The sequence below is a fragment of the uncultured Shimia sp. genome, from assembly GCF_913054185.1.
GTDB lineage: Bacteria > Pseudomonadota > Alphaproteobacteria > Rhodobacterales > Rhodobacteraceae > Shimia.
Window position 1 is genome coordinate 1 of the sequence record NZ_CAJXIV010000021.1, and the last position, 20,250, is coordinate 20,250.

General features: G+C 58.1%; 16 protein-coding genes. 5 read left to right on the plus strand and 11 right to left on the minus strand.

Annotated elements, in window-relative coordinates:
* Positions 1 to 82: 82 nt before the first annotated feature.
* The 4 genes from flgK to QZ517_RS06645 all read right to left on the minus strand — a co-directional run bounded on the left by flgK (position 83) and on the right by QZ517_RS06645 (position 4,583).
* Positions 83 to 1,537 carry a flagellar hook-associated protein FlgK gene (gene flgK, locus QZ517_RS06630; protein ID WP_294224026.1) on the minus strand — a complete coding sequence of 485 codons (1,455 nt, stop codon included), beginning with the start codon at positions 1,535 to 1,537 and terminating at the stop codon, positions 83 to 85.
* A gap of 41 nt (positions 1,538 to 1,578) precedes the next feature.
* Entirely contained in the window at positions 1,579 to 2,886 is a 1,308-nt protein-coding gene (locus QZ517_RS06635) for a flagellar hook protein FlgE (protein WP_283424677.1), read from the minus strand.
* 98 nt (positions 2,887 to 2,984) lie between these two features.
* Complete coding sequence (locus QZ517_RS06640) at positions 2,985 to 3,815, minus strand: flagellar motor protein MotB (RefSeq protein WP_294224033.1); 831 nt, start codon at positions 3,813 to 3,815, stop codon at positions 2,985 to 2,987.
* An 84-nt stretch (positions 3,816 to 3,899) separates the two neighbouring features.
* Positions 3,900 to 4,583, minus strand: a complete 684-nt coding sequence (locus tag QZ517_RS06645; RefSeq protein ID WP_294224035.1) for a lysophospholipid acyltransferase family protein — start codon at positions 4,581 to 4,583, stop codon at positions 3,900 to 3,902.
* A gap of 234 nt (positions 4,584 to 4,817) precedes the next feature.
* Between QZ517_RS06645 and QZ517_RS06650 the strand changes: the two genes are divergently transcribed.
* Positions 4,818 to 6,641 carry a BamA/TamA family outer membrane protein gene (locus tag QZ517_RS06650; protein WP_294224038.1) on the plus strand — a complete coding sequence of 608 codons (1,824 nt, stop codon included), beginning with the start codon at positions 4,818 to 4,820 and terminating at the stop codon, positions 6,639 to 6,641.
* Positions 6,641 to 10,069 carry a translocation/assembly module TamB domain-containing protein gene (locus tag QZ517_RS06655; protein ID WP_294224041.1) on the plus strand — a complete coding sequence of 1,143 codons (3,429 nt, stop codon included), beginning with the start codon at positions 6,641 to 6,643 and terminating at the stop codon, positions 10,067 to 10,069. The genes QZ517_RS06650 and QZ517_RS06655 overlap by 1 nt, the downstream gene beginning before the upstream one ends.
* Before the next feature lie 6 nt (positions 10,070 to 10,075).
* On the opposite strand, the gene QZ517_RS06660 is transcribed toward QZ517_RS06655, so the two are convergent.
* The 3 genes from QZ517_RS06660 to QZ517_RS06670 all read right to left on the minus strand — a co-directional run bounded on the left by QZ517_RS06660 (position 10,076) and on the right by QZ517_RS06670 (position 11,755).
* On the minus strand, positions 10,076 to 10,633 hold the full coding sequence (locus QZ517_RS06660; protein WP_294224044.1) for a TetR/AcrR family transcriptional regulator: 558 nt from the start codon (positions 10,631 to 10,633) through the stop codon (positions 10,076 to 10,078).
* A gap of 168 nt (positions 10,634 to 10,801) precedes the next feature.
* The gene (locus QZ517_RS06665; RefSeq protein ID WP_294224049.1) at positions 10,802 to 11,419 is read right to left on the minus strand and encodes a GNAT family N-acetyltransferase; all 618 of its coding nucleotides are present in this window, start codon (positions 11,417 to 11,419) and stop codon (positions 10,802 to 10,804) included.
* A 60-nt stretch (positions 11,420 to 11,479) separates the two neighbouring features.
* Positions 11,480 to 11,755: a hypothetical protein gene (locus QZ517_RS06670; RefSeq protein WP_294224052.1), complete on the minus strand. Its 276-nt coding sequence runs from the start codon at positions 11,753 to 11,755 to the stop codon at positions 11,480 to 11,482.
* A 223-nt stretch (positions 11,756 to 11,978) separates the two neighbouring features.
* Here QZ517_RS06670 and QZ517_RS06675 point away from each other — a divergent pair, with 223 nt between their 5' ends.
* Positions 11,979 to 13,127, plus strand: a complete 1,149-nt coding sequence (locus QZ517_RS06675; RefSeq protein WP_294224055.1) for a twin-arginine translocation pathway signal protein — start codon at positions 11,979 to 11,981, stop codon at positions 13,125 to 13,127.
* Positions 13,114 to 13,569, plus strand: coding sequence for a MarR family winged helix-turn-helix transcriptional regulator (locus QZ517_RS06680; protein ID WP_294224058.1), 456 nt, complete (start codon positions 13,114 to 13,116; stop codon positions 13,567 to 13,569). Before QZ517_RS06675 ends, QZ517_RS06680 begins: the two co-directional genes overlap by 14 nt.
* An 88-nt stretch (positions 13,570 to 13,657) precedes the next feature.
* Here the strand turns inward: QZ517_RS06680 and tdh are convergent, their stop codons facing one another.
* The 3 genes from tdh to QZ517_RS06695 form a co-directional block, all read right to left on the minus strand.
* Positions 13,658 to 14,689 carry an L-threonine 3-dehydrogenase gene (gene tdh, locus QZ517_RS06685; protein ID WP_294224121.1) on the minus strand — a complete coding sequence of 344 codons (1,032 nt, stop codon included), beginning with the start codon at positions 14,687 to 14,689 and terminating at the stop codon, positions 13,658 to 13,660.
* Between the two features lie 14 nt (positions 14,690 to 14,703).
* Complete coding sequence (locus QZ517_RS06690; RefSeq protein ID WP_294224060.1) at positions 14,704 to 15,891, minus strand: glycine C-acetyltransferase; 1,188 nt, start codon at positions 15,889 to 15,891, stop codon at positions 14,704 to 14,706.
* 300 nt (positions 15,892 to 16,191) lie between these two features.
* Positions 16,192 to 16,749, minus strand: a complete 558-nt coding sequence (locus QZ517_RS06695; protein WP_294224063.1) for an XRE family transcriptional regulator — start codon at positions 16,747 to 16,749, stop codon at positions 16,192 to 16,194.
* A gap of 158 nt (positions 16,750 to 16,907) precedes the next feature.
* Between QZ517_RS06695 and QZ517_RS06700 the strand changes: the two genes are divergently transcribed.
* Positions 16,908 to 18,083, plus strand: a complete 1,176-nt coding sequence (locus QZ517_RS06700) for an acetyl-CoA C-acyltransferase family protein (RefSeq protein WP_294224066.1) — start codon at positions 16,908 to 16,910, stop codon at positions 18,081 to 18,083.
* A gap of 126 nt (positions 18,084 to 18,209) precedes the next feature.
* Here QZ517_RS06700 and pbpC read toward each other — a convergent pair whose 3' ends face one another.
* Positions 18,210 to 20,249, minus strand: coding sequence for a penicillin-binding protein 1C (pbpC, locus tag QZ517_RS06705; protein WP_294224069.1), 2,040 nt, complete (start codon positions 20,247 to 20,249; stop codon positions 18,210 to 18,212).
* Position 20,250: the final 1 nt, after the last annotated feature.

Below are 20,250 nucleotides of genomic sequence, written 5' to 3' on the forward strand. Positions count from 1 at the left end.
TTGAGATCTTGTTTCACCGCTGTGGTGCGGCGCGTGTTCATCATATGGGACGCCATGTCCCCAATCGAAGTAATTGCCATTTTTACAACCTCAGCAGTTCCTGCATCATTTCATCAACGGCCTGAATGAGCTTTGCATTGGCCGCGTAAGACTGTTCGACAAGCATCAGCATTTGCAGCTCCTGATCAGTGTCGACACCGTCAATCAGCTCCATTTCCTCAAGCGAGGTGAGACGGGCATTAGCAAACGCCACATCCTGATCGCTCTGCACGCGCGCGCCGGAGATTCTGGACAAAAACTTGCCGCTCATCTCACTCATGGAGACCGCTTTGCTGCCATAACCGCCAGACACCGGAACAATTTGGTCCTGCATCGCATCGAGCATCCGGTTCAGGTGGGTCGCGTCACCCGCGTCCCCTGGCGCCGCGGCCCCAAGACCATCGCGCAGGCGCCAGGTCTCCCCGGCCCCGTCAATATCCACCAGATTGTTCAGCTCCAGACGGCCCGCCAGACCAACCTCATTGGCCACATTGAACGCCAATCCCGCATCAGTGAACAAACCTGCGTCGCCCGGTGCCAAAGTTGGGTCCATGGCCGGGTCTTGATACCGCTCCACAAGGTTGCGGGCTGCTGCATCCAAGTCGGCCTGCGCCTGGGTGCCAAATTCATCGCGAATGGCAAATTGTGCGCCAATCGCGCCACCGGACAGCGCGCCTTTGTCGCTATCGATTCGCATCGGGTAACCGTTGATTGAGATGCCGTTCAACAGGCCATTGGCCTCGGTCATATGAGGCTCAACCGTGCCCACTTCGGTAAATTCGATAGTGGCCGCTTTGCCGTCCAAAAGCACGGCGCCATTGGTGGTATAAAGTGCCATGCCACCACGATCTCGCGGGGTCATGCGCACCGGCACCAGCTCACCAATTTGGTCGACCAGCACCTGTCGTTGATCTTCCAACGACGCGGTTTCCTGGCCTTGGTTGATGGCGAGAGAAATCTTCCGGTTCACCTCTTCGGTCTGTTGAAGCAGCCCGTTGAGGTTTTCAATCATGTTGCCAATGTTGGAGTCTGCCTCCGTGCGCATTTTCTGAATGCCATCAGAGGCGTCGTTAAACGCATCTGCAATACGTTCCGCGTCTTGCGAGACATTGGCCAGGCGAATGTCGCTGTCCGGCGCACCGGTGGCCATCGCCAACGAGCTTTCAAAGCCCGCCATCACACCAGACAGGCTGGTTGGATCTTCCGGTGTGCCAACCACTTTTTCCAGGCGGTTGTAGAACATATTGGTCCCGGCGGCCAAAGCTGTGCCCGCATCTGCCAAACGACGTTCCGCGATGGTCACCGGGTTTACGTTGCGCGATGTGCCCTCGAGCTTAACCCCGCCCGAGTAGCCGTAAAGGGCGGCTGACTGATTCAGCGATCGCCGCCCATAACCTTCGGTCATGGCATTGGAGATGTTGGAAGACACCACCTCTGCCCGGCGCGCTGAGGCCGACAATCCAGTTAGTGCATTGGACAGAGCGCTTGAAATGCTCATGGCTTATCCTTTCCGGCCGACAACGGCCTCGGCGCGATTATTTATCGTTTAATATTGGTGGTTTCTTGCAGCATCTCATCCACGGTCTGAATGACCTTGGCGTTGGTGCTGTAAGCCCGCTGAGTCTGGATCATGTCGGTCAGCTCACCCGCTACATCGGTGGCTGATTCTTCACGAACATAGGACAGAAGTTCACCAGACGGACCGGTGCCAGCATCCCACATAAAGTAAGGACCACTTTCGTTGGACGGCACATAGGTTTGGAAATCCAGCGAGATGCCCATGCCATTGGGGTTGGGCACATCTACCAACGGAATTTGCGCGATAGTCCGGGTGATCCCGGTATCAAAATAGGCATGCACGTAGCCGTTGTTGTCCACCTCAACAGAGGTCATGGACCCCACCGGAGCGCCGTCTTTGTCGATGTTGAGTGGGGCGTAATCATCGCCGAGCTGACTCATGCCACCCTCGGTGCCTATCATGCCGATACTGAACTCCAACGGACCGCCAGCCACGTTCAGAATCGCGCTACCGGTCAGCGGGTCATAAGCGCCACCTGGAGGGTTGGACACCACGGCCTGAAGCAGACCACCGGTGGTGCGGCCGTCGTCAAAGGTCATGGTGTAGTCACCAATGATGGCACCGCCGGAAGCGGAATCACGGATGACCATCTGCCATTCGTTGGAGGCACCGGCAGCTGGAACAGTTGGGGTGAATTCGATGCTCAGAGTCTCTGCCTGGCCAAGGTTACCGTGATACTCAATGCTCAAGGTTTCCATGGTGCCCGCCGCACCGGCAACAGTGGAGGTCGCGGGCAGGTTCACACCCAGATCAACAGACGTGGTTGGAGACCCAACCAGCTGTGACGTCAAAAGCCGCACAGGGCTGAGACCTGTGTCGGTGTCACGCGGATAATTCGGAATGCTGCCGTCGGCAGAAGCAGGCCAACCCATCAAGGCCAATCCGCCTTCTGTCACCAAATACCCATCCGCATCCGGGCGGAACGAGCCGGTTGTGGCCAACATCATCGGCGGGCTTGTATCGCCAGCTTTGATGGCCGTTGCGGCGGTCACAGGAATAAAGCCCCGGCCACGCACCGCCAAATCGGTTGGGTTTGTGGTTGGCGTCAGAGAACCGCCTTCATCAATCAAACGGTAAGAGTTCGCCTGCACGCCCCCTGCGGAGTATTTACCACCCTTGGCACCGGTCACCATCGACTGGAAATCAGTCTCAACCCGACGGTAACCGTAGGTCGCAGAGTTCGCGATGTTGTCAGAGATGGTCGCCAAACGGGTGGCATTGGCATTGAGCCCGGCCACTCCGGCATTAAGCGAAGAGGAAATCGACATGGTACGCCTTTCTGCTGTATCAATTCGGTCGTCGTCTGTTTGGTTACGACAATCGGAATTAACAGCGGCCTAACGGCGTACCATATTTCCTTTTTTGCTCAGCGATCCGATCTTAGCAGAATGATCTCGATCCGGTTGTTTCGCAGGTCGCGCGGCACATTTGACACCCGTTCACGATCCGCGTGCCCGGTCACTCGCGCCACCCGTTCTGTCTCCAGACCATAGGTTTCCATCAGCTTGCGCAGCTCATCTGCGCGAATCGATGACAGTTGCCAACTGGTATTTTCCCGCACTGTAATCAAGTTACTGCGCACATGCCCTTCGACCGCCACTCGGTTGGTCACCATATTGGACACCTCCGCCAGAACCTTGGCCAGATCCACAAGGATCGGCATCGGCACCGCGCTCTTTGGCTTAAACAGACGTTCCGCTTCGGAATCAAAGATTTCGATCACCAGCCCTTCGTCGGTCAATCGTGTGACCACGTGTTTCAAGACGTTGTCAGCCAGCAGACTCTCGCCTCCGCCGCCAATCAACATGTCTTCAACCTTTGCGAAGTCGGCATCATCGCTGCCGCTGCCAGGTTGTTGAAACTCAACCGGATCCGGATTGTCCTTAAGCGCGGTTGGCAATCCGCCAACGCCTGCGTGTGACAGGATATTGTGCTCCTGCACACTATCGCCACCAAACATAGCGTTGCCACCACCGGACACTTTGTTCAGTGGCACCGTTGGGCTGAAGAATTCTGCAATCCCCAGCCGTTGTTGTTCTGTTGTCGCGTTGATCAGCCACATCAGCAAAAAGAATGCCATCATGGCGGTCACAAAATCCGCGTATGCAATTTTCCACGCCCCACCGTGGTGTCCGCCGCCTGCGATGACCTTCTTACGTTTTATGATCACCGGAGCGACGTTGGAATTACTAGCCATCGCCATCACCTTTTTCTCACCCTGACACGACACCTAATCGGCAGCTCTTACTCCCGCCTTAACATATGGAATACATGAGAAATTTTAGGGATTTTTCGAGTCTCCCGGAACGGGATCACCTACCAAAGATGCGCTCAAAATTTGCATAAAATCGCGCCGGTCCAAGCCGGCCTCAATCACCGGCCCAATCTGCACCTCTACTGTGCCCGGGAACTTCAACCAACTGCCATGCGGCCATACCGCGCCGGAGTTCAACCGGACCGGCACTGCTGGCACACCGGCCAGCTGATACAGCACCCCAACCCCGGCCTGCGGTGCATCCGCGTCCTGACGACGTGTGCCGCTGGGAAAAATCACCAAACTCCGGCCATCTTTCACCGCTGTCGCCCCCGCACGAAACCCCGCGCGCATAGCATCCGCGCTTGTCCCAGCCGTCACCGGAATATGACCAAACTTGCGCACCACCGGGCCAAACACCGGATAGGAAAAAATTGGCGCTTTGGCGTACATCACCGGATGATCAAACAGCACTTGGAAAAACAACGTCTCCCAGGTGCTTTCATGTTGGGACGCGATCAACACCGCCCCCTTTGGCAGCTGATCCTGTCCCACAACCCGATACCTGATGCCGCACACACTGCGCAGCAGCCACAACAGCACCCACAGATAGCGATCGACAATGGCGTAGACAGTCCGGCGCGGTCCACGCAACGCAGGCCAACACAACAGAAACGGCACCGCCGCAAGGCCAGCCAGAACATAAAACAAAACGCTTCGCACAAAGACGACGGGGAGAGACTGTTGCAGCCTATGCATAAGAATTCTCAAGACAATGTGTCTCTGTCATACGCTGAGACTGTTTTTTTTCAAAGCGCGGTCTCACCAATCCTGTGCGAAGTATGTGATTGCCGTATGGCCACGGAGTCACGCTTGGTCTAGTCTGCCGCTAAGGGGCAACATTCTGCCTGTTGCCCAAGCATTTTGAAGAGTTTTTTGTCGCGCATGGGGGATGCTTTGCAAACAGGCGCACGGTGGGTCCAGTTTTCGGGCAAAACGACGATTTTGGCGACAGCTCTGAGCCTGGCTTTGGCCATGCCGGTAGCCGCTTTTGACATCCAGCTGACAACACCCAACGGCGATGAAGATCTACAAGCCAGGTTGTTGGCCGCCACCCTGACCCACTCCGCCAAAGAAGAGGGCAGCTCTGATCCGCAGGACATCATTGCTGCCGCGCAATCCGACTATCGCCGAATGGTCAGCACACTGTACTCCCTTGGGTATTTCAGCCCCAAAGTGTCCATCCGCGTGGACGGCCAAGAAGCCCACAACATCTCTCCCTTTGCGAGCAAATCCTCGATCGGTCAGGTTGTTTATCAAATCGATCCCGGCCCGAGTTTCACGTTTGGCAAAACAGACATTGCCCCCATTGTGCCCGCCACAGAGCTGCCAGAAAGCTTCGCTCCACGACAGCCCGCGAGCCTGCCCGCAATCTCAGACGCGGCCCGCGCTGGCGTAGATGGCTGGCGCGACGAAGGCCACGCCAAGGCCAAAGTTGGGGATCAAAGCATCACCGCTGATCACAAAAAGGCCACGCTGGACGTCGATCTGACCATGGCCCCAGGGCCAAAATTGACTTTCGGCAAGCTGATCTACCAAGACCAATCCAAAGTGCGCCCAGAGCGCGTACATGAAATTGCCGACCTGCCGGAAGGAGAAACCTTCAGCCCTCAAACCGTGGCACAAGTCTCTGCCCGCCTGCGGCGCACCGAGACCTTTCGCACTGTGGATTTGCGCGAGGCAGAAGACCCCAACCCGGATGGCACCCTGGATATGGAACTGGCATTGGTGGACAACCCACCCCGCCGGTTTGGCTTTGGCGCCGAGTTGGAAAGCCGCGACGGCTTAAGCCTGTCGGCTTATTGGTTGCACCGAAACCTACGCGGCGGCGCAGAAAACCTGCGCTTTGATTTCGCGATTGAAAACCTCGGTGCGCAAAACAGCGGCGTGAACTACCGGCTTGGCACGCTTTACACCCGCCCCGCCACGTTTGGCTCCAACACCGCACTGACACTGGGGGCGGAACTCAAACAAGAAGACGAAGACCTTTATTGGCTGCGTCAGCTGTCTGTGGTCGCAGGTGTCAAAACCATCCACTCCGAGCGCTTTGAAACATCCGCAGGCCTGGGTCTCTTTTTCTCAGACGTGGACGACAATTACGGCAAACGTAAGCTGCATCTCTTCGGTGTGCCGGTGACCACCAAAATGGATCGTCGCGACAACATTGCCAACCCCACCCGCGGCTACTACGTCGAAGGAAACGCCTTTCCCTATTACGGTTTTGGGGAGGCCGACAGCGCCCTTTACCTGAAGGGCGACCTGCGCGGATATCGCGGATTTGGCGCGGATAACGGATTCATCGCCGCCGGGCGTTTGCAATTTGGCACCATCTTGGGGCCGGAAATCCGTAACACGCCCCCGGATCTTCTGTTTTACTCCGGCGGCGGCGGCACCGTGCGTGGTCAGCCGTATCAGTCCAACTTTGTGACGGTAAACGGCGTGGACAGCGGCGGCCTGTCCTTTTTGGGCCTCTCCGGCGAAATGCGTGTGAAGATCAGCAGCCATTTCTCTGCCGTGGCCTTTTATGATGCCGGCTTCGTCGGTGAAAAATCTGACTTCAGCGGTGACGGCAATTGGCACTCCGGTGCCGGTTTGGGTGTACGTTATAACACCGGTTTTGGCCCGCTGCGGCTTGACCTCGCCACGCCAGTCAACGGCGACACCGGCGATGGCCTGCAACTCTACATCGGGATTGGACACGCGTACTGATGCGGTATCTCGCCCTCCTTCTCTGCCTGATCTGGCCTCTGACACTTGCGGCACAAGAGGCCGAGCAGCCTGAGGCCAGCGACGAAGACAAAGGCATGCTGACCAATTTTCTGGAGGATGCGCTGTCAGGCGATGGCCGCACGGTTGAGGTCATTGGCCTCAAAGGCGCAATCAGCTCCAACGCCACCGTCGAAGAAATCCGCATGTCCGATGCCGATGGCCCCTGGCTGACCATGCGTGGCATGACGCTCAATTGGAACCGCCTCGCCGTTCTGCGCGGCAACATCAACATCAACGAGTTGAGCGCCAACGAGATCATCCTCGCCCGTGCCCCCGCGCCCAATCCCAATGCGCCACCCACGGCTGAGGCCACCCCGTTCTCGCTGCCCGAGCTGCCGGTCAGCATCAACATTCAGTCGCTAAAAGCAGATCGCATCACGCTGGGGGAGAGCTTTTTGGGAGAAGAGCTTAATCTCTCCCTCACCGCACGCCTGATCCTCGAAGGCGGCAACGGCGAAGCTCTGTTAACGGCCGCACGCCTAGATGGCCCAGCGGCTCGTTTTGCCTTGGACGGAGCCTACTCCAACGAAACCCGAAATCTGCGCGTGGATCTGCAAGTGCACGAAGACGCAGGCGGGCTGCTAGTCACCAAGGCCAAAATCCCCGGCGAGCCACCCATGGCGCTCACGGTGTTAGGCGACGGCTCCCTTGACGATTTCATCGCCGACATCCTGCTGACCAGTGATGGCGAACAGCGACTCGCAGGCTCTGTCGAATTGGCCACCGAGCCAGGGGCCACTCCGGAAAGCGCCGCAACTCAGGTGGTCCGCGCTGATCTTGGCGGCAACATGGCGCCGCTCTTTGCACCGGATTACAAAGATTTCCTGGGCGAAAACATTGGCTTCAGCACACTTCTGCGCCGCTTTGGCGATGGCCGCATCACCTTGCAACAACTCTTGCTCAGCTCCCGTTCCCTGAATTTGAACGGCGAAATGGCGATTGACGCAAACGGATTGCCAGACAGCTTTGATCTGGACATCCAACTGCGCGACGAAACCGGCAAACCAGTGTTGCTGCCGCTCAAAGGCCCCAAAAATTTCGTGCAGAGCGCCGAACTGGCTGCGAAGTTTGATCACGAAAGTGGCGATCGCTGGACCTTGAGCGGCACAGTGGACGATCTCAAAACCGACACACTCACATTGGCGCGTGTGGCACTGTTTGGCGAAGGCACATTGCAGGAAGAGCCCACGCCACGTGTGGAAGCCCAGCTTCAGATGGGCATGCGGGGACTACAGTTGTCTGATCCTGACCTTGCCACAGTTGTTGGTTCAAATGGCGGTTTCCAAGGCGATGTGGTCTGGGAAAAGGATGTTGGGCTGACGCTGTCCAACTACAGACTGCGCACCAACAGCCTTGGGTCAAACGGCACTGTGCACGTCAGCGGCAGTGGCCAAGACTTGATGGTCGACGCGGACGCCACACTCAAAGTCGACAACATCTCGCTGTTCTCCACCTTTGCCAAACGCGACCTCGCTGGCGCGCTGAACGCTCAACTCAAAGGGGCCGTTCTGCCCGTGTCACAAGGCTTTGACCTCACGCTTAGTGCCACGGGCCAAGACCTCAAAATCGCTGATCCACGCGCCGACGCGCTGCTGGCGGGGACCAGCACGGTATCCGTATCCGCCAAACGGGACAAAACTGGCATCACCCTGCGCGACGTAAACGTAAAAACTCCACAGCTCTCCGCCGCCGGGGCCGGCACACTTGCCAGCCAAAACAGCGATCTCACTTTTGAAGCGGCTCTCAACGAGTTGGCACTGGTGCTCGAAGGCATCAACGGCCCCGCCACCGCCAAAGGTCGCGCGGTGCAAACCGGCGCCGATTGGGCTTTTGATCTCTCGGCCAAGGCCCCTGCGCAAACCACCGCCACCATCCGGGCCACCCTGCCGAAATCCGGCAACGGCGCGGCTGACATTGATCTGGAAGTGGGCCAGGTGCAGGTCTTTGTGCCCGAACTGCCTGGCAAAGCGCGCATCCAAGCCTCCGCGGAGCAGGCACCCAACGGCTGGAAAGTTGATTTCAAAGGCACCGGCCCGTTTGACACCAAAGGTGCCGGCCAGGGTTTGATTGACCCCACGGGCGACGCCAATGACATCTCCGTGGCTGGAACCGTGCCGCTCGCCGCAGCCAATATCTTTTTGCAGCCCAACTCCATTCAAGGCATCGCCAACTACGACCTGCGCCTCAAAGGTGCGCTCGGACCGGAGGCGGTCACAGGAACGGTTTCACTGGGCGGCGCCCGCTTTGTTCTTCCGGATTTGCGGGTCGCCTTTGAGGACATTCGCGGCACTGTTGGCCTCAACGGTCGGGCTGCCGATCTCAACATCACGACACAATTCTCCGGCGGCGGCCAAATTAGTGTTGCCGGCAACGTGGCCCTCGCGCCACCGTTCTCCGCCAACCTGCCGGTCACCCTGACAGATATCATTATCCAACAGGGTCAACTTCTCAAAACCGAGTTGGATGGCACCATCACCCTGTCTGGCCCGCTCACTGGTGGCGGCAACATCAGCGGCAATATCTTGCTTGGCAAAACCGACATTCACGTCACACCTGCTGGGCTGTCCGGCGCCGGTCCCATTCCGGAAATCCGCCACATCAACGAACCCGCACAAGTGCGCCTCACCCGGGATCGCGCAGGGCTGATTGCGAAAAAGAAAAGCGGCTCCTCTGCGCCCTCCTTTGGCCTGGACGTGGACATTCAGACAACAGAACGCATCGCAGTGCGCGGCTTGGGTCTGAACGCCGACTTCCACGGTGGTATGAAAATTGGCGGCACCACCAATGACATCCGCCCCAACGGCGAGATTGATCTGATCCGCGGTCGCCTGTCTTTCCTGGCAAAAAACTTCGAGTTGGATGAGGGGCGCATTTCCATGCTGGGGGATCTGGTCCCCACAATGCGGGTGGTGGCAATTTCTGAGCAACCTGACGCCACCGTCTACGTGATTTTGGACGGCCGTTTGGACGACCCCAAAATTGTCTTGGAAAGTGATCCGGAACTGCCCGAAGACGAAGTGCTCTCCCAATTGCTGTTTGGCCGCGACCTGTCCAGCATCTCCGCCTTGCAAGCCGCGCAACTTGCTGCCGCTTTGGCTCAGCTTTCTGGTGGCGGCCCACAAGGCCCACGCCTTGGCGAAAACTCTGGGTTGGATGATCTGGGGCTGACCTTTGACGAATCCGGCACACCGGGTCTGCGCGCGGGCAAATACATCAACGAAAACGTCTACACCGAGGTGGGCGTGGACAGCAAAGGCCAAAGCTCGATCAGCTTGAACCTGGATGTGAACGACAACCTGACTGTGAAAGGCAAGGTTGGCTCAGACGACGACACCGGCATCGGCATCTTCTTCCAACGAGATTACTAACGCGCCTCAGCTGTCTTTGCGCAGCCCATGCAGACAAAGGTGGTGTACCTGTTCGCGCATTTCCGGCGTCAGCGTCACCCCAAGCGAGCGCTGCCATTTCAACGTGTTGCGAATGCCGCCCCCCATAAAGCCCCCAAACAACCCAACATCACCCGCGATCACCCAACCCTCAGCCTGAAGCTGGCGCAACAGCTCTGCAATAAAATCTGACGTGCGTTTGAAACTGTCGAGCACCTCCTCGCGCGGCAACAACGGCACATTGGACAGATACTCATGCAGGTCCGCGTGGTTCTCATTGAACCAGACAAAGTCAATCTGCCGATCGATAAAGGCCTTGAGCCTCTCTGGTGCCGCTTGGCTTGGGTCATCCCCTGCCACCAGCGCCTTTTCAACAATTTTACCAAGCTCTTCATACACCGCACGGATCAGCACATCTTTGTTCTCAAAGTGATTGTACAGCGAACCGGTCGCAACGCCGGCTTGCTTGGCAATCTTGCTCATCGACGCTTGTGTGCCATGTGCCACCAGCATCGCTGCGGTGGCCTCCAGTATTTTCTCGCGCATGTGGCTCAGTGTCCCGTTGGCTTGCGTTATTGGCGCGGTGAACCAATGTTCACTCAGCGCCATGCACCCTAGGATGACCGGACAGCGCAAACAAGACCCTCGTCTTGCCCCAAGAAATATTGGATCAATGTATATTGGATCCCAACTGGCATTCCACGAAACGCCCTTCTATGGGCGTCCCATCCAAACACTGGTTGTAGAAAACGTGCCATCTGGCTGCCGCAGCCGCTCAAACCCCATGGCCTGCCAAAAGGCAATGCCGCCGTCATTTTTTGGATCAGCGCCGATGTGAACCGGCCCCACGCCACGCGCCTGTGCCGCTTGCAGCCACGTGTCAAACAACCGCCGCCCAAGCCCACCGCCGCGGGCCGCTGGCATCAAATTCATGTGCATGTGCGCAGGATACGGCTGCACCACATAATCCGGCGTCGGCACGGCGTTGTGTATCCAATCTGCTCGCCGCTCATCTTCGGACCACGTGGCCCGCCGTGCGGCATCCGGCGCCGGGTATTGCGCCTGCAACGCAGGCCACCACGCGGCCTCAAGCTGCGCCTCAAACACACGGCTGTCCTCCACGCCACACACATAGCCCTCAACCTGCCCGTTTATCTCAACCACAAACGCCAAGTCCGGCGCCAAAACCACGTAAGGCGCCGTGTAGATATGTCCGAGCATTTTAGGGTCATCATAAAGAGGCGTCGCGTCATTCCCGGCTTTGCCGGTTTGGACAACCACCTCATACAGCCGCTCTTGATCAGCTTGTGTTGCCTGTCGGATCACAGCCATGCCCTACCTCCTGAAACGCAAAGCATTTCTAACACTGATACACAGCCTGCGCGAGATGTCTCAGGCGCGACGCGGCGCCCAGCGCTGGACCGCGCCAATGGCCGCACCAATCAGCACACCAAACCCGTAGGCAGCGGGACCGCCCAGATCAAACCGGAAGTTCACAATAATGCCCTCAGGAACATAAAGCCCGTAGGCAACTGCAGGAACGGCCGCCAGCAAAAGCAGCATAAACCCGGCAGTTGGATCTTCGCGATTGATGTTTTTGGCCACCAACTGCGCGCCAATGGCGGCAGGAAGAGCAATGACAAGGATGACATAGATGGCGATGAGCATTTCAGAAGTCTCCTCTACCGGAGCGGTGGCGAGGGCCTTTGCGTTGGCCTCTCGGAGGTGGGACAATAATGTCCGCTTGTCTCAATCCGTAAATGGGATCGCAGCCCGGCAGTTTCAATACTTCGCTTGTTAAATTTTTCTACGTGCACAAGTTTTCTACCGCAAGCTTGACTTTGTACGATATCGCACTAAATAGTTCGATATCGTACAAATGAGGTCCCCAATGAATATTTCCCGTAGAAAATCTCTCGCCCTGATTGGTGGCGGTGTCATCACCGCAGCGGCGGCAACCGCCGGATATTCGGTGACCCGGTCACCCACCCAAGCCATCGCGCCCTGGGAATTGGCCGGAACTTATACAGATCCGCGCAAAAAGGCGCTGTCTTACGCGCTGCTTGCGCCAAACCCACACAACCGGCAGCCCTGGATTGTTGACCTGTCGGTAGACGGAGAGGTCAGCCTATTTGCCGATTTGGATAAGTTGCTGCCAGAAACCGATCCGCTGAACCGCCAAATCACTATCGGACTGGGATGTTTCCTCGAGGTGATGCGCATGGCTGCCGCGCAGAATGGCTTTCGCGTTGATCTCACCCTGTTTCCTGAAGGAGAAGATGCCACCCGCCTGGACACCCGCGCAATTGCCCACGCAGCATTCACCAAAGACCCAACACAAACACCTGATCCATTGTTCCAACACGTGATGACCAGGCGTTCCAACAAAGAGCCGTTTGACACCTCTCGTGTTGTGATGCCTGAGACACTGGCGCAACTGACCAACTCGACCGGTGAAGGTGTTCAATTTGGTGGGTCTGTGGATGCTCAGGACATAGCGGAACTGCGGGAGCTGACCCACACCGCCCTTCAGATCGAAGTCGAAACACCAAACACCTATCAGGAAAGTGTGGACCTGTTCCGCATCGGCCACCGCGAAGTCAACGCCAACCCCGATGGCATCGACTTCTCCGGCCCCCTGTTTGAATCGCTGCACCTCACCGGCATGTTCACCCGTGAAACCGCAACCGTCACCTCCTCAACGGCTTATAAAGCTGGTTTGGATGCCGTCTTTGCCAACACCGACACAGCCATGGGGCATATCTGGCTACTCACAGAGACCAACACGCGGGTGGACCAAATCATCGCCGGTCAAAACTGGGTACGGGTCAATCTGGCCACAACATCCCTTGGCCTTGGCCTGCAACCGCTGAGCCAGGTGCTGCAAGAATACCCGGAAATGGACAGCGCATATCACACCATTCACAACCGGCTTGCGCCAAACGGCGGAACAGTTCAAATGCTGGGACGTATCGGATACGGTCCCCAGGTGGCGCCGAGTCCACGCTGGCCTTTGGAGGCAAAGATTGCCCAAACCTGAGCAGACAATCCCAACCATTTTTCGCTTCTTCAATGAAGTGGGGATTATCAATCAGCTTTCGAGCCGCCTGTTTGAAACCCGTCTGCCAGACGGGTTTCTAGTATCCCATTTCACCGTGCTCAATCACCTGACTCGTCTGGGCGACGGCCGCACGCCAATGGACATCGCCACCGCACTTCAAGTGCCCAAAACCTCGTTGACACATACCCTGTCGGGCCTGAGCAAAGCCGGGTTGATCACGCTGGAACCCAACCCCAAAGATGCGCGGTCCAAATGTGTCATGCTGACCGATGCCGGACGTCAATTCCGCGAAGATGCCATTGCCGCGCTGGGTCCGGACATGATGGATGTCGCGGAACATTTCCCGCCAGACCGCATTGCCGAAGCTTTGCCGCTGCTGGAAGAAATCCGCGCCTTTTTGGACAAACGTCGGGACCGGTGAAGTTAACCTCCGGCCCCAGAGCTTTCCCTTTCCCTAACTAAATACCTTGGGGGAGGCCCATCGCCGATGGGACGGAGGCAACGCCGCGTTAGGCGGTCCAATCCAGCACAACCTTGCCCGACTTGCCGCTTTTCATCGCCGCAAAGCCCTCTTTGAAGTCGCCAACTGGCATCTGGTGGGTGATCACCCGGCTGACATCCAAGCCGTTCTGCAACATCGCAATCATCTTGTACCAGGTCTCAAACATCTCGCGGCCGTAGACGCCTTTGATCGTGATTGCCTTGAACACAATGCGCGACCAATCCACCGGTGACTTGCCCGGCGGAATGCCCAGCAAGGCAATCTTGCCACCCATCACCAACGCCTCAACCATCTGATCCAGCGCCGCTTGCGAGCCGCTCATCTCCAGCCCAACATCAAAGCCCTCTTTCAGGCCCAGCTCATGCATCACGTCGTTGAGGTCGTCCGTGGCCACATTCACCGCCCGCGCATTCGGCACCACATGCTCTGCCAGGGCCAGCCGGTCCGGATTGATGTCAGTGATCACCACATGCCGCGCACCGGCATGTTTCACCACCGCCGCCGCCATGATCCCAATCGGCCCTGCCCCAGTGATCAGCACATCCTCGCCCAGCAAATCAAAGCTCAAGGCGGTGTGCACCGCGTTGCCCAGCGGGTCCAAAATCGCCCCAATCTCGTCAGGTATGTCATCCGGCAAAGGCACCACATTGAACGCAGGCAGGCGCAAATACTGCGCAAAGGCCCCCTGAATGTTCACCCCAATGCCACGTGTGCCGGGGTCCAGATGGAAATTCCCCGCCCGTGCCTGACGGCTGTCATGGCCCACCACATGCCCCTCGCCGGAGCACCGCTGACCTATTCTGAGCCCATCAACATTGCGGCCCATCTCGACAATCTCACCGGCAAACTCATGGCCCGTGATCATCGGCACCGGCACTGTTGCACTGGCCCAGTCATCCCAGTTCCAGATGTGAATGTCTGTGCCACAAATCCCGGTCTTGTTGACCTTGATCAGCACCTCATCCGGCCCAATCTCCGGCACCGGCGCCTGCACCATCCACAGCCCTTCCTCAGGCTTGGATTTCTCCAGCGCGGACATGGTGTTAAGTTTTGTCATGAGAGGATCCCCAACGCCTTGCCCACCTTGCCAAAGGCCGCCAACGCCCGGTCCAGCTCATCCCGCGTCAAAGCCGCATTCATCTGCGTGCGAATCCGCGCTTGCCCGCGGGGCACCACTGGGAAGAAGAAGCCGGACACATAGACGCCTTCCTCAAACAGTTTTGCTGCCATATCCTGCGCCAACTGCGCCTCGCCCAGCATCACCGGAATGATTGGATGCTCGCCCGGCAAGATCTCAAAGCCCAGCTTTTCCAATCCAGCGCGCCAATACTGCGCATTCTCCCGCAAGCGCGTCCGGTCCTCAGCACCTTCCTCAACCAACCGGATCGCTTCCAATCCCGCCGCCACAATGCTCGGCGGCAGAGAGTTGGAAAATAAATACGGCCGCGCCCGTTGGCGCAGCAGGTCAATCACCGGCTGCGGCCCGGCGATATAGCCGCCAATCGCCCCGCCCAGCGCCTTGCCTAAAGTGCCGGTCAGAATATCCACGTCGACGCCAAAGTGATCCGGTGTCCCCGCGCCGTTTGGTCCCATAAACCCGGTGGCGTGACAGTCATCCACCATCACCACCGCGCCGTACTCTTTGGCCAAACGTGTGATCTCCGGCAGGTTCGCCAGATAGCCATCCATGGAAAACACACCATCCGTGGCGATCATAATGTGCCGCGCACCTTCATTGCGCGCGTGCTGCAACATCGCCTCCAAGTCACCCATGTCGTTGTTGGCATAGCGATAGCGCTTGGCTTTACACAGGCGGATGCCATCAATGATCGACGCATGGTTCAGACTGTCCGAAATGATCGCATCATCTTTGGTCAACAGGGGCTCAAACAACCCGCCATTGGCATCAAAACAAGCGGCAAACAGGATCGAATCGTCTTTGCCCAGAAAACTTGCCAGTTTCTGTTCCAGCTCGCGGTGAATGTCCTGAGTCCCGCAAATGAACCGCACCGAGGCCATGCCAAACCCACGCGGGTCCATCGCGTCTTTGGCGGCTTCAATCAGCGCCGGATTGTCCGCCAATCCCAAATAGTTGTTGGCGCAAAGGTTGATGACCTCCCGATCTCCCACCTGAATTTCCCCACCCTGTGGCGAGGTGATCATGCGCTCCTTTTTCATCAGCCCTTCGGCCTCAATAGTGGTGAGCGTGTCGCGGATGTCGGTCAGAAAAGCGTCGGACATGGGGTTCTCCATAATGATGGACAATCATCTACCATAACGGATTTACATCCGGGAAGAGGGAAATTCACTATAACGGACAAAAATCCGCGATTGAGGAGTTGAGCTTGGTAGATTTGGTGGAAGTGTAGCACGCCCCTTGCCACGGGCAGCAAGCCCGGGGCGCGCACGACCCTCCCCACGGGAGGGCGCTTTGCTACGTTTCCACAGGCGGCTAGGTTTCGGGTTTCGTGAGTTGCCTGCCAAGATCTAGCGCAGTGAAAGCGCCCACCCAGGGTCAGGCGCGCCCCTAATCGCCATTCCTCAGGCGTTCTTCACAATCAGAAACACCCGCGCGGGCTCTGTGGCTTCAATCGCATGCGCCACATCCGCTGCATACCGCGCAGTGTCACCCTCGCCCAATTCCTGCACAGCTGCGCCGCTGGTGACTCGCACCGCACCTTCCAGCACAGTCAGCTGCTCCGTCGCCCCTCGGGTATGCGGCGCACTTTTCAGGCCGCCGCCCGCCTCAAAGGTGATGTCATAGACCTCATGGCCCCCGACATCTTCCGGTGGCGACAGGATGCGTATGAGACAAAGGTGCCCCATATTGTCAAACCGCGGCACATCAGACGCGCGCAGCACATCCACTTTGTCGCCCGCCTGCGCATCCAACAGGCCAGCAAAATCCACCTGCAAGGCGCGCGTCAGGTTCCACAGCGTCGCAATTGTCGGGCTGCTTTCACCGCGCTCAATCTGGCTCACCATAGACCGGCTCACTCCGGACAACTTGGCCACCGCATCCAGCGATAGCCCCTGCGCACGGCGCGCTTCCCGCAACCGCGCCGGCAAAAGTTCCAAGATAGGCAGATCGTTACTCATGCCCCCAAATGCGGGAATCCGCTGCCTTTTGTCAATCAAGGCGTGAACACCACCTCCGTAAGACTACGGGCGATAAAACTGTGACGCACCGTTCCACCTGACTCGCAGATGCTGCGCCTGCATACTGTGGTCAACACGATTTCATGAGGAGACGACAGATGTCGGACATCGTAATTCTCGGCGGCGCGCGTACCGCCATTGGCACCTTTGGTGGGTCCCTTGCCAACACCGCCCCCATCGATCTTGGCGCCACCGTCACCAAAGCCGCAATGGAAAGCGCGGGCGTGGAAGGTGGTCAAATTGGCCACGTGGTCTTTGGTCACGTGATCAATACCGAACCACGCGACATGTACCTGTCCCGCGTGGCCGCCATGCAGGCCGGCATCCCAGACACCACGCCCGCGATGAACGTGAATCGCCTCTGCGGCTCAGGTGCACAGGCCATTGTCTCCGCCACACAGTCCCTGATGCTGGGCGACGCAGACTTTGCCGTCGCAGGCGGCGCGGAAAACATGTCGCGCAGCCCCTACATCATGCAGTCCCAGCGCTGGGGCCAGAAAATGGGTGACGTGAAAACTCTCGATATGATGCTCGGTGCGCTGAACTGCCCATTTGGCACCGGACACATGGGCATCACTGCCGAAAACGTCGCGGATGAACACAATGTCTCCCGCGCAGACATGGATGCCTTTGCGTTGGCGTCTCAGCAACGCGCTGCTGCCGCCATCGAGGCCGGATACTTCGACGATCAGATTGTGCCAATCGACGTCAAAGTGCGCCGCGACATGGTGCCATTTGCGCGCGATGAACATCCCACCGCCTCCACCATGGAAAGCCTCGGAAAACTGCGCACCGTGTTCAAGAAAGATGGCCGCGTCACCGCTGGCAACGCCTCTGGCATCAACGATGGCGCTGGCGCAATTGTATTGGCCCGTGCCGAAGCCGCCGAGAAAGCTGGCCTGACACCTCGGTTCCGCGTGCTGGGCTATGCCCACGCCGGTGTGCGTCCTGAGGTCATGGGCATTGGCCCGGTCCCAGCGGTGGAAAACTTGCTTGCCAAAACCGGTCTCTCGATCACCGACTTTGACGTGATTGAAAGTAACGAGGCTTTCGCCGCCCAAGCGATTGCCGTGAACAAAGGTCTTGGCCTTGATCCCGCCAAAGTGAACCCAAATGGCGGCGCGATTGCCTTAGGTCACCCGGTCGGTGCGACAGGTGCAATCATCACAGTGAAAGCCATGTATGAGCTGGACCGCACCGGCGGTTCCAAAGGCCTGATCACCATGTGCATCGGCGGCGGTCAGGGCATCGCCATTGCCATCGAGCGCATCTGATAGAGTCAGCCAAACAGCGCGTGGGGCCAAAGGTTAATGCCTTTGGCCCCGCCACATTTCGCACAGTCGCAAAACAGCTGCAAAACAGTCGTGATACCGACGCTATACCGACGTGCCAAATCTTGGTTAATCCACCCAGAACGTGACCCGATCTGATGCGCCTTTGGCGTCAATCACCGTCACAGTTGCACTGCCTTTTCCGGTCATCGGCACCACCATTTCCCGCATCCGACTTTGCCGCACAACCGGCGCCCCATTGGCCAAAACGGTGAAAGGCAAAGCACCGTTTTTGACCTTTAGAATGACCTCGCTGTTACCCCCTTCCAAGGTCGCTCCATCCGGGGGAAACGCCACCGCGAGAGCATCGTCCGGTTTCTCAAACAAAGCATTGCGGCCCCGAAATTTCCGAAGTGGTTCAGGCAGTTGGCCGGTGCTGACAATCAATGTCTCCGGCGGCGGTGGCCCCAAGGGAGTCAGCTCCGGCGCAACGCGCTGAAACACCTCAAACAACACCGGCGCGGCCACCTCAGCACCAAATGCGCCGGGCACCGGCGTCCCATCCGGGCGACCAATCCACACCCCGGCCACATGCTGTCCGTCAAAACCAATCGCCCAGGTATCGCGATGCCCATAAGACGTCCCGGTTTTATAGGCCATCCCATTGCGCGACGCCCCATTTGGGGGCGCAATCCCGGACAGGATATCCCCCAAATGCCACGCCGCCGTACGGCTGATAACCCGTTGTCTCGGATCAGATTTTTCGCCAAACTGCCAACGTAAATTTTGCGCCAACCCGCCTTGTGGGATGACGGCATAAAGCTGCACCAACTCTTCAAGTGAAAGCCCAACCCCGCCCAGCGCAACCGCCAACCCAGCCACCCCTCCGGGCACCTCAGGCGCTGTTCCCGCCTTGCGCATCGCCGCCATCAAATTGGCCGGGCCAATCTCATCCGTCAGCAAAACAACCGGAAGGTTCAACGACTGCGCCAAAGCCTCCCGCACCCGCAATTCACCGCGAAACCGCCCGTCAAAGTTCTGCGGCGCATAAGTGCCAAATCGTACTGGCGTGTCGCTGATGAGCGTCTCCGGATGCACAAGCCCTTGATCAAAAGAAAGCCCGTACACCAATGGCTTAAGCGTGGACCCCGGCGAGCGCTTGGCCAGCGTCATGTCTACAAATCCCTGCCGGTGATCGCCGCTCGAAAACCCAGCTGACCCCACAGACGCCAAGATCTCCCCGCTGTGATGATCTGCCACCACTATCGCGATCGACACGCGATCCTCCAACCCACGCAAGGCTTTTGCGGCAAGCCCTTCCAGCGACAATTGCAGCTCCCGAGACAAGGTGACCTGATGCACCCCCGCTTCCGGTCGCTCAGCCACCACCCGATCCGCCATATGCGGCGCGATTGTTGGGAACTTCCGCCTTCGATTTGGAACCGGCGTCATCAACGCGGCAGAGGCAGCCCCTTCAGACAAACCCCCTGCAACAACAGCACGTTGCAGAACCCGTTCGCGCGCCTCTGTTGCCTCGCTGGAATGCCGATCGGGCCGCCGGCCATTGGGACTTTGCGGTAAGGCGACTAGGAGCGCAGACTGGGCTGGTGTCAACCGAAGCGGCTCTTTCCCAAACCACGCCAAAGTCGCCGCGCGCACCCCTTCCAAGTTTCCCCCAAACGGCGCATGTGACAGGTATAGCTCGAGAATTTTCTCTTTGCTCAGCTTCCGTTCCAACGCCAATGCCAAACGCACTTGCCGCAACTTACCTTCCCAAGCCCCAGTGCCGGAGTCCTCCAACAGCCGCGCGACCTGCATCGTCAACGTTGATCCACCGGAAACCACTTCACCATTCAAAATGGCTTGACTAACAGCACGCATCACGGCCCAAGGATCGACCCCGGTATGAGACCAAAACCGTCGATCCTCGTAGGCAACCAACATATCAATATAGCCGGGATCTACGGCGTCCAACTGACTGCCCATGCGCCAAAGCCCATCATCAACAGTATAGGCCCGCAGTAGTTTCCCATCCCGATCAACCACTTGCACCGACGTGTCCGTGAGCAGGCTGGGTAATTTGGTGTCCGCAACCCATTGGTCCACACTATCCCGCACTGCAGCTGCCAAAAGCAGCGCAGCAACAAGGACAAAGGGCGCAAACCGCATC